The sequence below is a fragment of the Allobosea sp. FW305-C-101 genome (assembly GCF_058783685.1).
In genome coordinates this window covers 327,814-343,163 of the sequence record NZ_JBYSYT010000001.1, presented here as the reverse complement: position 1 = coordinate 343,163, position 15,350 = coordinate 327,814, and the positions used below count along the sequence as shown (strand labels likewise).

Sequence of the window (15,350 nt, the reverse complement as noted above, 5' to 3'; positions counted from 1 at the left end):
GCGCCGCTTGCGCTGCCGCGATCAGGTTTTGATGCGGCGAAAGGCGCTTAAATCAGTGCCAGCAGGTGAAGCCCGACGAAACAGCCGGCGCCGCCAGCGATCAGCAGCAGCGGGTTGACCGGGGTCAGCAACAGCAGGGCGGTCGAGACGAGTGCGATCCCCCGACCGAGCCAGCCGGTGTCGAGCGACTGGATCAGCACATAGCTGGCGGCGAGGATCATGCCCGCAGCGACCGGTCGCAGGCCCTTTTCGAGCGCGCGCAGCAGCCGGGCGCCCTCATAGCGCGACCAGATATGGGCGACCCCGTAGATCAGGAAGGCGGTCGGCCCGAAGATGCCGGCAGTGGCCGCGACCGCGCCCCAGAACCCGGCGATCTGCCAGCCGATCAGCGTGGCCAGAAGCGAGCCCGGCCCCGGCGCCAGCCGCGCGATGGCGAAGGCATCGACGAACTGCGCGGCGCTCATCCACTGATGCACATCGACGATCTGGCGGTGCATGTCGGCGATGGCGCTCTGCCCACCGCCGATGGTCACCAGCGAGAGCGGCAGGAAGACGAGCAGGATGCTGAAGGGCAGGGATTGCATCCGCTCGTTCAGCCGTCCCGGTAGGTCACGGCGACGCTGAGCGAGCCGAAGCCGAGCACCGTCCAGAGCAATGGCCATTTCAGGATCGCGACGGCGACGAAGGTCGCGGCCATGATCGCGAGCGGGAACACCCGGCGCGGCACGCGCCTTGCGGCGGTCAGGCCCATCGCCAGCGACAGGCCGATCGCCGCCGAGGCCGCGCCGCTGAGCGCGATATGGCTGAGTTCATAGCCGGCGAGCGAGGCGAAGACACTGCCGATCAGCACGATGACGAAGGCGGCCGGCACGACGATGCCGAGCCAGGAGGCGATGGCACCGTTGCGGCCGCCGAGCTTGTAGCCGATCCAGATCGCCATGTTGGTGACGTTCACGCCGGGCAGGGCCTGCGCGACCGAGAGCCCGTTGAGGAAATCCTCCTCGCTCATCAGGCGCCGTCGCTGCACGAATTCCCGGAGCATCCAGCCGCTCAGGCCGCCGCCGAAGCTGGTCAGCCCGATCCGCGCGAAGATCAGGAAGAGTTGCAGCGCGCTCGGGCGCTCGGCCAAGGCATCCGGCATCTGATTCTGCGCCCTGAGACGGCTGACGAATTCAGAAAGCAGGCTTTGCCGGGATTGGCCAGCGCCGGATACGAGTATTCAGCGCGTCGGAGCGTCCGGCCGCCGCAAGGTGCGCCGGACGGCGCGCTTCAACTGGTCGCCGGCCTTGCGCACGAGCTCGCGATTGCTGCCGCGGCGGCCATTGCCGGACGATATCGCGGGGAGCGGCAGAGGCGCTTCCTTGTCCCGCGGTGCCATTGCGTCGGAGGACGCCGACACGGTCGGAATGAGCATGAGTTCGGGCACGCGCACCGGCAGCGCCGCCATGGCCGGATCGACGAAGGCCTTGATCGGCAGATGGTCTGAAGCGACGCGCGCCAGCGGCGTGTCGTGGACCGCGACCTCCGACAGGATTTCCGGCCGGTTGGCGATGATCCGGTCGAGCGCCAGCAGGGGCAGCCCGGCCGGAAAACTCGGCACCGGGACCGGCATCGTGCCGAAGGCGGCATCGAGCGCGCTGAGCGCCGAGCGGCCGCCGAGGCGCCATTCGTTGAGATCGCCAAGCAGGAGGGTGGGGCGCTCGTCGCGGCTGCGCATCAGTTCGATGATCATGCGGGCCTGCTGCGAGCGCGAGCGCCTGAGCAGGCCGAGATGCGCCGCAACGATCCTGAGCGCCGCGCCGCTTTCAAGGTCGATATCGACGACCAATGCGCCGCGCGGCTCCAGCCCGGGCAGCGAGACCTGATGGACGTCGCGCACGAGGCCCTGCCGGAACAGCACGACATTGCCGTGCCAGCCATGGGCCGCGGCATTGGCGCTCTCGACGGGAACCGGGACGAGGCCGGTCTCGTCCTTCAGCCGGGCGAGGTCGAGCAGGCCGTGGCGGGCGCCGAAGCGCTTGTCGGCCTCTTGCAGGGCGATGACATCGGGCGCGATCTCGCGGATGACCTGCGCGATCCGGCCGGGATCGAAGCGGCCGTCGATGCCGACGCATTTATGGACATTGTAGGAGGCGACCAGCGTGCCGCCGGGGCGACCGTTTTCGCCAGTCGGAACGGTGCCGGGGCGGTTCTTGCGCTGGCGCAGCGAGGCGATGATGCTGGCGGGCAAGCTTTGGCTCTTCTTCTGCATCGCTCCGCCGGCTCGTGCTCCGGACCCGCTCATCTCGAACGGGTGACGGCTTAGGCATCCATGGCGTCAGGGATATGACCGCATCGGTTCACAGATAGGGCGAGCCGAGCCAGATCAGCCTGTCGATCAGACGCATGACATAGGGCCGGGCGCGCAGGCCGGCAAGCGTGACCGGGGTCGCAGAGGCCATCACCGTCTCGATCCGGCGCTCGATCGCGCGGGCGAAACCATGGTCGAGAACCTCGAGGTCGATCTCGAAATTCAGGCGCAGCGAGCGGGGATCGAGATTGGAGGAGCCGACATAGGCCCAGCTGCCGTCGATGGCGAGGAGCTTGGAATGGTCGAAGGCGCCGGTGGAGCGCCAGATCCGGCAGTAATTCTTCAGCATCTGGTCGAATTGCGCGGTCATGGCGCGGTCGACCAGCACGAGATTGTTGACCGAGGGCACGACGATGTCGATGGCGACGCCGCGTCGCGCCGCTGTGACGATCGCGCTGATCAGTTCCTGGTCCGGCAGGAAATAGGGCGACATGATCCGGACAGAATCGCGCGCCACCGACAGGGCTCCGATCAAGAGCTTGTGATTGGTTTCCAGATAGGAATCCGGGCCCGTGGGCACCGCGCGCGCCAGCACCGGCATACCGCCGCGCGCCATGACGGGAATCTCCCAGGCCGGGCCGGCGAGCGATTCTCCAGTGGCGAAGCACCAGTCCTCGGCCGCGACCGCGAAGAGATCGGCCACCACAGGGCCTTCGACGCGGAAATGCGTGTCATGGGCGAAGGCATCGCCCACGAATTCACGCGTGAAGCCTTCGCGGATGTTCATGCCGCCCATGAAGCCGATCGTGCCGTCGACGACGATGATCTTCCGGTGCGTCCTGAGATTGGCATAGGGCAGCCGCAGGCCCACGATGATGTTGCCGTTGAAGACATCGACCGCGACCCCGCCCTCGCGCAGATGCCCGGCGATGCTCGGCACCGAATAGCGCGCGCCGACCGCGTCGATCAGCACCCGCACCGCGACGCCGCGCTTATGAGCCTCTATCAGCGCGTCGGCGATGCGCAGGCCGAGCGGATCGCGATCGAAGATATAGCTTTCCAGGATGATGCTGCGCTCGGCCGCCGCGATCGCGGTGAGCATCGCCGCATAGGCCGCGTCGCCGGTCTCCAGCGTCTCGATGCGGTTGCCGGTGGTCAGCGGATGGCGCGCGACGCGGTCGCCGAGCGTCTTGAGGGCGAGGAAGCGCCGGCCGAATTGCGTCTCTACCACCTCGTCCTCGACATGGAAATCGGCGGCAGCCATGCCGTGGCCCGGCCGCTGCGCCAGGATCGAGGCGCGCCGGATGCGGTTCACCCCGGCGATGGCGTAGAGCAGCGGGCCGACGATCGGCGAGAGGATGATGACGCCGACCCAGCCGATGGCGGCGCGCACCTCGTCCTTCGTCATCACCGCATGCGCGCCGGCGACGGTCGACGTCACGACGGTGATGACCGCGAGGATATGCGGCCAATAGGCCGAGAGAATCTCCCACATGCGGCCGAGGCTAGCGTGGGGACGGGCGCTCCGCCATGCTCAGCCGGTTTTGATCGCCCCGGCGCCCGGCGGCTGCATGATCTTCGCCTGCGCGAGCATCCTGACCGTCGCGATCACGGCGATGGCGGAGATCGCGGTCGCCAGCGAGAACAGGAAGCCGTAGCCCATCGCGTCGGCGAGCTTGCCGGCCAGCATCGAGCCGGCGAGATAGACCAGCAATTGCGCGCAGGCGAGGATGGTGAAATCCGTGCCCGGCTGCTCCGAGGTCGTCACCGCCATGAACAGCGAATAGAGCGCCACGATCTCCATGTAGCGGATCAGGGTCTGGAAGCCGGCTGCTCCGAACAGAGGCCAGACGCCGACCACGGCGCCGAGCGCATGCGCCGCGAAGAGCGCGAAGCAGACCGTCCGCATCCCGCCGAGCAGGGCGAGCACGAAGGACAACCCCTGCCGCTTCACCATCCAGGCCGCGATGGCGGAACCCGCAAGCCCCGCCGTGGTCGCCGAGAGGCCCGAGAGATAGCCGATCTGGTCGAGCGGGATGCCGGCATCGACCAGATAGGAGCCCTCCATCGCCTTCACGAGGCCCTCGCTCGCCCGATAGGTCAGGGCGATCCAGAGGATCTGGCGCGCTTCCGGACGCTTCAGGAAGGCGCGGATCGACGGGCGCGGCGCGGGAGCGAGCCCGGGCACGGGATCGTCCTCGCGCATCATCGCGGCGGCGATCAAAGGTAGCAGCGAGATCGCGGCGATGGTCACCAGCATCCCGGTCCAGCCGATATGGTGGTAGAGCACGAGCCCGAGCGTGCCGCCGATCACCACGCCGAAGGCGACCGAGCCGCCCTGGATGGCGTTGCCGATGGCGCGGTCTTCTTCCGGCAGGTATTTCGCGGCATAGCCGTCGGTCGCGATGTCCTGCGTCGAGATCAGGAGCGAGGCGGCAAAGCCGATCGCGATGATCGCGTTGACCTGCGTCGGGCCAACCATGATCAGCGCGAGGATGGCGAGGATCGTCAGGCTCTGTGTGATGAAGACCCAGCCGGCCCGATGCGCCCGCGCGAAGGGGCGGATGCGATCGACCCAGGGCGCCCAGAGGAATTTCAGGACGAGCGGCAGCAGCAGGATGCTCATCATGCCGATCGCGGTGCGGGAGACGCCGAGCTCGCGCATGATCGGCGGCAGCGCCGCGACGAAGAGATAGGACGGGATCGCCTGCGCCAGATAAAGCCCGCCCAGCACGGCGAAGAGCCGGTAGCGCTGGTTCGGCGCGAGCGCGGCCGGCATGCGGGCAGGGTCCGTCGCGCTGCTCATCGGTTCGCTCCGCTGTACTGGCTCAGCAGGAAGGCGCGTCCAACCGCCTCCTCGCGCTCCGCGACGATCGGGAAGGGCCAGAGTCGGCGGAAGATCTCGGCGGTCTTCTCGCTGGCATCGGGCCGTACGATCGCGCAGGCGAGGCAGGCGCGCGAGACCCGGTCCCGCGTCGCCTTGAACCAGAGCGCCTGCTCGCGCTCGCCCGCCTGCGAGAGCGCCCGCCCGCCGCCGAAGATCGTCAGCAACGTATAGGGCCCCTCGCGCTGGCCGATCTGGTGGAGCGCGTCGAGATAGGCGCGCTCGTCCTCAGGTTCGTAGGGCGGCATGAAGCGCAGCGTCACCACCGCATCCGCGTCGATCTCGAGGCTGACCATGACCTTGAATGCGCCTCAGAAGGTCTTGCGGAAGCCGACCGTGACCGTGCGGCCCCAGCCATAATTCGGCAGGTTGCGCACCGAGGTCGCGGTCGGGTTCTGGTAGGCACGGTCGAACAGGTTGTTGACCGCGACATAGGCCTCGCCCTCCCAGACCGGGGCGGTGAGCGCGAGGTTCATCGTCGCGGCGCCCTTCAGCTTGTAGCGGGTGCCGCGCAGGTCGATCGCGACGTCGCGATCCGAGAAGGCCTCGCCTTCGACGCGCAGTTGCATGCCGTTCACGAAGCGGTAGCTGCCATAGAGCATACCGCGCCAGGGCGAGCCGATGCGGTTGTTCGGCAGGTTGCTGTCGAGCCTGCCGTCGCCATTGGTGTCGTAGCGGCCCTCGCGGTAGGACAGCACCGTGCCCATCGTGAAGGCGTCGGTGATGGTGACATCGCCGGTCGCCTCGACGCCCCAGATCCGCTCCTTCTGCTGCGACATGGTGTTGGTGACGGAATCGAAGGTGACGCCGTCATCGGAGGTGCTGACGAAGCCGGTCAGCGAGCCCTTGAAGCGATCATAGCTGCCACGGATGCCGAGCTCGTAATTGTTCACGATCTGCGCCTTCGGCGCGATCGCCGAATAGCTGATCGTCTGCCGGTTGGCGGGCAGGCAGTTCGGCAATTGCACGGGGCAGGCATATTGCGTCGAAATGCCGGCGCGGCGGGTGAAGGCGCCGACATCCGGCAGGGCGAAGCCCTGCGAGAAGCCGCCGAAGATCTCGCTGGTCTCGGACAACTTGATCGTTGCGCCGAGATTGGCGGTTACCGCCGAATAGTCGAAATCACCGCCGAGCACCCGCAGCGCCGGCAGCACGAAGGCCTGGTAGCCCTGCGCATTGTTGGCAGCGACCGCGGCATAGGCGGCAGGGCGGGTATAATCGTTCACCGAGAGCGAGAAGTGCTCGTAGCGCAGGCCGCCGCGCAGCACGACGCGCTCGCCGATCGGGATCTGGAGCTGGCCGAAGCCGGCGGCCGTCGTCTGCTTCAATGGCGTGAAGACGTCCTGTCCGCTGGTCAGGGTCTGCCAGGTCTTCTCCTGGATCAGGTCGCCGCCCCAGGTCAGCTTGGCGCCGGGCAGGATGCGATCGAGCGGGGTATCGATCGTGACGTTCAGGCCGCCGCGCTGCGAATAGAGCGTCGTCTGGTTGTCCCGGCTCGTCGGCGAGAGCGGGTTGAACGAGTAGTAGACTTGCGAATTATAGGGGTAGGAGAAGGTCGAGTAATTAAAGCGTTTCTTGATGTCGTTGTAGTAGCCGAGCAGGCTGAGCTTGCCGAGGGCGAAATCGGCATCGCTGTAGCGCAGCGATACGGACTTTGTGTCTTCCAGCACGCTTTCGCCGGTATAGAGCCTCGTCCGGTCCGGCCGGGCGAAGGGCGCCGCGTAATTGGTCAGGTATTTCGGGTCCTGGTCGAAGCCGATCCAGGAGGCGTTGAACTCGATGCGCTTGCCGCCGGCGAAATCGTAGCCAAGCTTGGCGAGCAGGTTCCCGGCCTTGTAGCGGTCGCCGCCGCCCTGGCCGAGCAGGCCGTCGGATGGGAGTTCGCGCCCGGCGCCGTCATAGGTGCGGCCCGCGCCGCGGATCTGGCCAGAGAACAGGTAGTCGATGCCATCCGGCACCTTGCCGGAGACGGTGACCGAGGCTTCCGGCGCCAGCGAGCGGCCGATATTCTGGGTGAAGCCGCGGATCGCCGTGTTGACCGTGACGCGCGGCTTGCCCTCGGCCGCCTTCTTCGTGATGAAATTGACCGTGCCGCCGGTGGCGCCCGCGCCATAGAGGCTGGAGGCGCCGGCAACCACCTCGATCCGCTCCACCGTGTTGAGATCGATCAGCGAGAGGATGCGCGAGACGTCGCGCAGCGGCGTGTTCATCGGCACGCCATCGATCATCACCAGCAGGTCGCGGCCGCGGTAATTCTCCGAGGCGCTGGAGACCGTCTGCGTCGACATCGAATAGCCCGGCACCAGCTTGCCGAGCGCGGCAGCGGCATTGGGGCTGAATTTCATCTGCTGCTCGATCTCCGTCCGGTCGATGACCTGGACGGATTGCGGCGTCTCGGCCGTGCTGCGCTCGGCACGGGCGGCGGTCACCGTGATCGTGTCGAGATCGATCGTGGTCGGCGCGGTTGCGGTGCGGCCCGCTGCGGCAGGGCGCGTTCCGGACTGTGGCGAAACCTGAGCGACTGCCATCGAGGAGGCGAGGAGGGCCACGAGGCTGGTGGCGAGGCTGATCGGTCTGGTCATGGTTCTACCTGGCGGCGCCGGCTGCGGCCCTGCCCATGTCTTGGGCAGGAATCCGAAACCGTTCTGATGGCGGTTACTTGTGTTGTCTCAGAATTCGTTCTTTAGAATTATAGTAAAGTAGTTTGATTTCATCGCGGATTCGATCTTTGGCGAGGCCCATGATCGATTTCAGTTGTTGCTGTAATTATGTTTCTGCGGTCTAAGCTTGGACTTCCGCGAACGCGCTATAGGACTGAGGCGAATCCGGTGTCGAAAACGGGAGATGTGGCTGTCGCGACACGCCCCGGCCGGGAAGGGGCGCCGGAAACGCGGAATTTCGCGCCGTTCTGGCTGGTCTCCGCTGATGTTGGCCGCGACGAGGCGAGCACGCTCTCGCGGCGCATCCTCGGTCGCACCGTCGCCCGCGAGGCCGCGGCGCCCGATCTGCCTCTGCCTTTCGACGCGCGCTGCGTCCTGACCACGCGCCCCGATATCGGCCTGCGCTCCTGCTTCGCCCCGGCTTCGCACTGGATCTGGCAGCCGGATGGAATCGGGGAGGGCGTGCGCTACATTCTCATTCGGCCGGCCGAGGCGCGGGTGGTGATCCGCCAGGGCGACCGGCGCATCGCCTTGCGTGCTCGCGAGGCAGCGGCGCTCGCTCTAGACCAGGCGACCGAATTCGTGCTGGCCCAGCCCGGCCGCATCGACGTGATCGAGCTGGACTCGGCCCTGCTGCCTTCGCTCGTCGACAATGCCGGGCTGATGCAGATCATCCCGCGCTCGAACCCGGGCTTGCAGGCGCTGGCGCATTACGGCGCGCTCCTGCTGCGAGGCTTGCTGCCCTTGAACTCCGCCGAGCTTCAGGCTCTGGCCAAGGGCCATGTCCACGATCTCATCGGTGCCGCCCTCGCGGACCGCGAGCCTGCGGCGCCGGCCGCGATGGCGGATCGTCGAGCCGGCCGTCTCGCCGCGATCAAGGCGGATATCGAGGCGCGGCTGGAGCGGCGCGATCTCGGCGTCGAGATGATCGCGACCTTGCATGGCATCAGCGCCCGCGTCGTGCAGAAGCTGTTCGAGGCCGAGGGGCGGACCTTTTCCGACTACGTGCTGGAGCGCCGGCTCGACCGGGCCTGGCACCGGCTGGTCACGGCGGAAGGCGCGGCGCTCACCATCAGCACCGTCGCCTATGAGGTCGGCTTTGGCGATCTCTCCTATTTCAACCGCTGTTTCCGCAAGCGCTTCGGCCGCCCGCCCTCGCAAGTGAAGGCCCAGGCGGTCAGCGGCGAGGCCTGATCCGCGTCACCCTTTGGCAGGGGCATGGGGACGACCGGAAGACTCGACTCGCCTTCCGGCGGGGGTCGTTCTATAAAAGAACAAAGAGAGAACAATTATCGTGCTCCCATGCCAGAGACCGCACCGACCCTGTCCGACCTGCGCCGCAGCCTCGCCGAGGCCGCTCTTCGGAGTGGCCCGGTCGCGGCCGGCCGTATCGGCCTTGGCGTGCCCGGTCTGGACGAGGTCCTGAACGGCGGGCTCGCAAGGGCGGCGTTGCACGAGATCTACGCTGCCGAGGTCGCCGACCTCGCTGCCGCGACCGGCTTCGCGCTCGGCCTCGCATTGCGGGCGGGGGAAGATGAGGGAGAGGCAGGCCGCACCATTCTCTGGGCGCGGCAGGATTTCGTGGATGCCGAGGCCGGGCGGCTCCATGCGCCGGGACTGAACGAGCTCGGCCTCGATCCGGCGCGCCTGCTGCTGGTGCGGGCACGCGACGGTGAGGGCGTGTTGCGGGCCGGGGCCGAGGCGGCGCGCTGCCCGGCGCTCGGTGCCGTGCTGATCGAGCCTTGGGGCGAGCCGCGCCCTTTCGACCTGACGGCAAGCCGCCGCCTCGCTTTGGCGGCGGAAGCCTCGGGCGTGCCGGTGCTGCTGCTGCGCGTCGCGGCGGCCGAGGCGCCGAGTGCGGCGCGTACGCGCTGGCAGGTGAGGGCGCTCGCCTCGCGGGCATTAGAGGCGAATGCGCCGGGAGCCCCGGCCTTCGCCCTGAGATTGCTGCGCCAGCGCGGCGGCGCGGCCGAGCGTGAGTGGCGTGTGGAGTGGGACCGTGACCGACATTGCTTTGCGGAACGCAGCCTTTTCGACCGACCCGACAAGTCGGCTTCCCGGACAGACCATGTCGCGCCGCTATCTCGCCCTCTGGTTCCCCTATCTGGCGACGGACAGATTGCGGCGGACGGGCGTGATCCCGGCTTCCGGCGCGCCGGCTGAGAAGCCGCATGCCCTGACCGAGATGCAGGGCAGCGCCCTGCGCCTCGTCGATTGCGACCTGCGCGCCGTCGACCTCGGCCTGACGCGGGGGATGACCCTGGCCGATGCCCGCGCCCGCATCCCCGATCTCGTCGCGCTGGAGGCGCAGCCGCAGGCCGACAGCGAGTTTCTCGAAGCGCTTGCCGGTTTCTGCGACCGTTTCACCCCGCTGGTCGCGCTCGACGAGCCGCATGGCCTCATGCTCGACATCACCGGCTGCGCCCATCTCTTCGGCGGCGAGGCAGGGCTCGGCAACCTTGCCGGTCGCGCCATGCAGCGCGGCGGCCTCAAGCTGAAAGCCGCCATTGCCGGCACGCCCGACGCCGCCCGCGCCTGCGCCCGACACGGCCGTGGCGGCATTGTCCCGCCCGGACAGGAAGAGGCGCTGTTGCGCGCGCTGCCGACCGCCGCGCTCGATACCGACGCCGAGACCGTGATCGCGCTCTCCCGTGCCGGCCTCAAGACGCTCGATCATCTCGCGGAGCGCCCCTCGGAAACGCTCTCCGCCCGCTTCGGCGAGGCGCTGGCGGTCAAGCTACGGCGCATTCTCGGCCATGAGGACCGCCGCATCACGCCCTTGCGCCCGCCGCCCGATTGCGTGGTCGAGCGCCATTTCGCCGAGCCTTTCGCCGACACCGCGAGCCTCGAGGCCGTGGTCGTCAGGCTGATCGGGGAGGCGGCGCGGGTGCTGGAAGCGCGGGGCGAGGGCGGGCGCGTCTTCGAACTCGGCTTCTTCCGCAGCGACGGCGCGGTGCGTCGCCTCGCCATCGAGACCGGCCACCCGTCGCGCGATGCCAAGGCGCTGCTCCGGCTCTATCGCGAGCGCGTCGAGACCCTGGCCGATCCGCTCGATCCCGGCTTCGGCTTCGATGCGATCAAGCTTGCCGTGCCACTCTGCGAGCCGCTCGACACGCCTCAGCACAGTCTCGACGGCCGGGCGGTCGAGGAGGAGGCCGTGGCCGATCTGGTCGACCGGCTCGTCACCCGTTTCGGCCGCGACCGGGTGCTGCGCTTCGCGGCACAGGACACGCATCATCCCGTGCGCGCCGCGAAAGCGCTTTCGGCCGCCGCTCCATTGCCGGAAACGCCCTGGTCAGCGCCCGAGCCACAGGAACCGCCGGCTCGCCCGCTCCAGCTTTTCGAACCGCCCCAACCGGTAGAGGCCATCGCCGAGGTGCCGGACGGTCCGCCGATCCGCTTCCGCTGGCGCCGTCTGACCCATGATGTCGCCCGCGCCGAAGGGCCCGAGCGCATCGCCCCCGAATGGTGGCGCGACGGCTCGGACGAGCCGATGCGCGACTATTACCGCGTCGAGGATGCGCAAGGCCGCCGCTTCTGGCTCTACCGCATCGGCTTTTACGAGGCCGAGAGTGCCCCGCCGCACTGGTTCCTGCACGGGCTCTTCGCATGAATCAGATAGTGAGCCCCTTCGCCGAACCCGTTGCCGCCACGCATTTTTCCTTCCTGCGCGGTGCCTCGCCCGGCCCGCATATGGTGCTGACGGCGCTGCTGCTCGGCTATTCCGGCATCGGCATCGCCGATCGCAACACGGTGGCAGGCGTCGTGCGCGCCTGGGCCGCGCTGAAGCAGTTGCGCGAGGACGGCCTGCCGGCACCTGACAAGATCCGGGAAGGCGGCAGCCCCGGCGAGTACTATTGGGCCGAGAACCCTGAATTCGCCGCCCTGCCTTTCACCCCGGCTGAGATGAAGGCGAAGGCGGAGCGCTTCAAGCTCGCGACCGGCACCCGGCTCGTCTTCGCCGACGGCACGCCCGACATCGTCGTCTATCCCGCCAACCGCGCCGGCTGGGGCCGGCTTTGCCGCCTGCTCAGCCATGGCAACCTGAAGGAGGGCGTGAAGAAGGGCGAATGCCGTCTCGTCCTCGACGACCTCCTGAACGATGCCCGCGACCTGCTGCTGATCCTGATGCCCGAGCGCAGCCTCGATGGCCTGCCCGCGTTGCTCGCCCGGCTCGACGAGGCCGCGCCCGGCGCGGTCTGGCTCGCCGCCAGCATGCACCGGCGCGGCGACGATCGCCGCCGCCTCGCGCGCCTCAAGAATATCGCCGCGGCGACCCGCACGCCGCTGATCGCGACCAATGACGCGCTCTACGATTCCATCGGGCAGCGCGACCTGCAGGACGTGCTCACCTGCATCCGCGAGGGCACCACCATCGAGCGGGCCGGCCGCCTGCTCGAATCCAATGCCGAGCGCCATCTCAAGCTGCCGCAGGAGATGGCGCGCCTTTTCCGCGACGCGCCCGAGGCGATTGCCGAGACGCAAGCCCTGTTCTCCCGCATCGAGTTCGATCTCGGTCAGCTCAAGTACGAGTACCCCGACGAGCCGATCCCACCCGGCTGGAAGGATCAGGACTGGCTGGTGGAGCTGGTCCGCCGCTGCTGCCTGATCCGCTATCCCGACGGCGTATCGGAGAAGGTTCAGGGCTTGTTGGCGAAGGAGCTCGATCTGATCGGGAAGCTCGAATATGCCCGCTATTTCCTGACCATCCGCCAGATCGTCGAATTCGCCGAGAGCAAGGGCATCCTTTGCCAGGGTCGTGGCTCGGCCGCCAATTCCGCCGTCTGCTACGTGCTCGGCATCACCGCGGTCGATCCGGCCGAGAACGATGTGCTGTTCGAGCGCTTCATCTCGACCGAGCGCAAGGAGCCGCCCGATATCGACGTCGATTTCGAGCATGAGCGGCGCGAGGAGGTGATCCAGTGGATCTACAAGTTTTACGGCCGTGAGCGCGCCGGCATCGCCGCGACCGTGATCCATTACCGGCCACGCAGCGCCATCCGCGAGGCCGGCAAGGTGCTGGGCCTGACCGAGGACGTCACCGCCCGCATCGCCGATACCAATTGGGGAAGCTGGGGAAGCGAGATCGGCGATGCCCGCGTCCGTCAGGCCGGACTCGATCCCACGAATCCGACGATCCGCCGCGCCGTCGATTTCGCCACCCGGTTATTGGGCTATCCGCGCCATCTCTCGCAGCATGTCGGCGGCTTCGTGCTGTCGCGCGGGCGCCTCGACGAGACCGTGCCGATCGGCAACGCCGCGATGGACGAGCGCACCTTCATCGAATGGGACCGCGACGACATCGACGAGCTCAGATTGATGAAGGTCGATGTGCTGGCGCTGGGCATGCTGACCTGCATCCGCAAGGCGTTCGATCTGATCAGGGAGAATGGGGGAAAGGATTACGCGCTCGCCGACTTCAAGGATGGCGATGAAGGCACCTACGAAATGCTCAAGAAAGGGCATTCTCTAGGCGTCTTCCAGGTCGAAAGCCGTGCCCAGATGAACATGCTGCCGCGGCTAAAGCCCGAAAAGTTCTATGACCTCGTCATCCAGGTCGCGATCGTCCGGCCTGGCCCGATCCAGGGCAACATGGTCCATCCCTATCTGAAGCGGCGAGCCAAATTGGAGGAGGTCGTCTACCCCTCGCCGAAGCCGCCTCATTCCGAAACCGAGCTTCATGAGGTCCTGAACAAGACCCTCGGCGTCCCGCTCTTTCAGGAGCAGGCGATGAAGCTCGCCATGGTGGCGGCCGAGTTTTCCGACATCGAAGCCAATGGCCTGCGCAAGGCGATGGCGACCTTCCGCAATGCCGGCACCATCCACCATTTCCAGGACATGATGGTCGAGCGCATGGTTGCGCGCGGCTATGAGCGCGATTTCGCCCAGCGCTGCTTCGATCAGATCAGAGGCTTCGGCAGCTATGGCTTCCCGGAGAGCCACGCGGCTTCCTTCGCCAAGCTGGTCTACATCTCATCCTATCTGAAGAAGCATTACCCGGCTGCTTTCGCTGCCGCTTTGCTGAATTCCCAGCCAATGGGCTTCTACGCTCCCGCCCAGATCGTCCGGGAGGCGGAGGAGAACGGCGGCGTCGAGCCGCGCCCGGCCGATGTGAACCTGAGTGTCTGGGATAATGGGCTGGAGGCTGCCGAAAGCATCTCTCCTGCTGACGATACGGATAAAGGCGCGGGGAACCCTCTCCCGGAGGGAGAGGGCAGGGTGAGGGGTAGGCCGTTGGAAGGTTTGCCGGAACCTCACCGCAGCATCGCCGGGATGAAGCGCCCAACTGGTCGAACGGCCGACACCTCACCCCTACCCCTCTCCTTACAGGAGAGGGGATCCCTCGGTTCCCGCGCTCAAAATGTGGCGGCTAAGCTGGTGAAGAAACATCCCTTCGCCTTGCGCCTCGGCTTCCGCCAGATCGACGGCTTCAAGGAGGATTGGGGCAACGCCATCGCCGGGGAGCGCGAAACAGGCGGTCCCTATCGCGATGTCGAGGAACTGATGCGCCGGGCCAGCCTCCCGGCCCGTGCCATGCGTCTGCTCGCCGATGCCGATGCTTTCCGCTCGCTCGGGCTGGACCGTCGTGAGGCGCTCTGGGCCGTGCGTCGCCTGCCGGATGATCCGGCACTGCCACTGTTCCAGGCCGCGCAGGCCCGCGAATTGGGCTCGGAACCGAGCATGGCGTTGCCGGTCATGCCGCTGGCCGAGCATATCGTCGCCGATTACCAGACCGTCCGGCTTTCGCTGAAGGGCCACCCGATGCAGCTCTTGCGCCCGCGCTTCCGGCGTGAGGGCGTGCTGAGCTGCGCCGAGACCGAGGCGAAGCCCGATGCTGCCTTCGTCCGCACGGCGGGCATCGTTCTGGTGCGCCAGCGGCCGGGCAAGGGCAACGCCATCTTCGTCACGCTGGAGGACGAGACCGGCATCACCAATGTCGTGATCTGGGCGCGCCTGTTCGAGCGTTTCCGCCGCGAGGTCATGGGTGCGCGATTGATGCTGGTCGAGGGCCGGGTGCAGAAAAGCGTCGAGGGCGTCACCCATCTCATGGCCCAGCGCATCGCCGACCGTTCGATCGACCTGCTCTCGCTTTCGGATACGCATCGCGCCGAGGTGCCGATGCCCATCGACGAACTCAAGAACCCGCCGCTGCCGCGCCACCGCCACCCGCGCAATGTGCGCATTCTCCCGAAATCCCGGGATTTCCATTGAACGGCAGGCGTTTCGCTCAGCCCTGGCCATCTCCACGCGGGTCATCCCGGGCGATCGCAGGGAGACCCGGAATCCATTCCGGAACCTTCATCGGAAACGCTCCGGCATGGATCCCGGATCGGCGCCGCTTCGCGGCTTGTCCGGGATGACGGCGAGAGGGGGGCAAGGTGAGAGCCCACTCCGGTGGCGGCCGACATTTTTCACCAAAACAAACTTCTCCAATGGAAGTAAAATAAGAAAAAACACGCTACCTACTGTAAATTGAACCTTGGTCGTCATGGGTATAAGTGGTTCGTTCGATTTA

10 protein-coding genes and 1 pseudogene are annotated in these 15,350 nt (G+C 67.2%); 4 read left to right on the top strand and 7 right to left on the bottom strand.

The features are described 5' to 3' along the window. Window positions 1-47: 47 nt before the first annotated feature. The 7 genes and pseudogenes from AC3WMA_RS01610 to AC3WMA_RS01580 all read right to left on the bottom strand — a co-directional run bounded on the left by AC3WMA_RS01610 (window position 48) and on the right by AC3WMA_RS01580 (window position 7,756). Complete coding sequence (locus AC3WMA_RS01610) at window positions 48-584, bottom strand: chromate transporter (RefSeq protein ID WP_492283668.1); 537 nt, start codon at window positions 582-584, stop codon at window positions 48-50. 8 nt (window positions 585-592) lie between these two features. Beyond that, a complete protein-coding gene (locus AC3WMA_RS01605) occupies window positions 593-1,141 on the bottom strand; it encodes a chromate transporter (protein ID WP_492283667.1) in 549 nt (182 codons plus the stop codon). Between the two features lie 312 nt (window positions 1,142-1,453). Further along, window positions 1,454-2,251 (bottom strand): annotated as a pseudogene (locus AC3WMA_RS01600) (endonuclease/exonuclease/phosphatase family protein); the annotation flags it as partial. An 88-nt stretch (window positions 2,252-2,339) separates the two neighbouring features. Further along, window positions 2,340-3,785, bottom strand: a complete 1,446-nt coding sequence (locus AC3WMA_RS01595) for a phospholipase D-like domain-containing protein (protein ID WP_492283666.1) — start codon at window positions 3,783-3,785, stop codon at window positions 2,340-2,342. A gap of 39 nt (window positions 3,786-3,824) precedes the next feature. Then, entirely contained in the window at window positions 3,825-5,096 is a 1,272-nt protein-coding gene (locus AC3WMA_RS01590) for an MFS transporter (RefSeq protein ID WP_492283665.1), read from the bottom strand. Further along, window positions 5,093-5,470, bottom strand: a complete 378-nt coding sequence (locus AC3WMA_RS01585) for a hypothetical protein (RefSeq protein WP_492283664.1) — start codon at window positions 5,468-5,470, stop codon at window positions 5,093-5,095. Before AC3WMA_RS01585 ends, AC3WMA_RS01590 begins: the two co-directional genes overlap by 4 nt. A gap of 15 nt (window positions 5,471-5,485) precedes the next feature. Beyond that, window positions 5,486-7,756 carry a TonB-dependent receptor gene (locus AC3WMA_RS01580; RefSeq protein WP_492283663.1) on the bottom strand — a complete coding sequence of 757 codons (2,271 nt, stop codon included), beginning with the start codon at window positions 7,754-7,756 and terminating at the stop codon, window positions 5,486-5,488. Window positions 7,757-8,002: 246 nt separating this feature from the next. On the opposite strand from AC3WMA_RS01580, the gene AC3WMA_RS01575 reads away from it, so the two are divergent. The 4 genes from AC3WMA_RS01575 (at window position 8,003) to AC3WMA_RS01560 (ending at window position 15,046) form a co-directional block, all read left to right on the top strand. Then, window positions 8,003-9,028, top strand: a complete 1,026-nt coding sequence (locus tag AC3WMA_RS01575) for a helix-turn-helix domain-containing protein (RefSeq protein ID WP_492283662.1) — start codon at window positions 8,003-8,005, stop codon at window positions 9,026-9,028. A 108-nt stretch (window positions 9,029-9,136) separates the two neighbouring features. Next, window positions 9,137-9,997 (top strand): ImuA family protein, encoded by an 861-nt coding sequence (locus AC3WMA_RS01570; RefSeq protein WP_492283661.1) that lies wholly within the window; start codon window positions 9,137-9,139, stop codon window positions 9,995-9,997. Next, window positions 9,903-11,447 (top strand): Y-family DNA polymerase, encoded by a 1,545-nt coding sequence (locus AC3WMA_RS01565; RefSeq protein ID WP_492283660.1) that lies wholly within the window; start codon window positions 9,903-9,905, stop codon window positions 11,445-11,447. The genes AC3WMA_RS01570 and AC3WMA_RS01565 overlap by 95 nt, the downstream gene beginning before the upstream one ends. Continuing rightward, entirely contained in the window at window positions 11,444-15,046 is a 3,603-nt protein-coding gene (locus AC3WMA_RS01560) for an error-prone DNA polymerase (protein ID WP_492283659.1), read from the top strand. Before AC3WMA_RS01565 ends, AC3WMA_RS01560 begins: the two co-directional genes overlap by 4 nt. Window positions 15,047-15,350 lie beyond the last annotated feature (304 nt).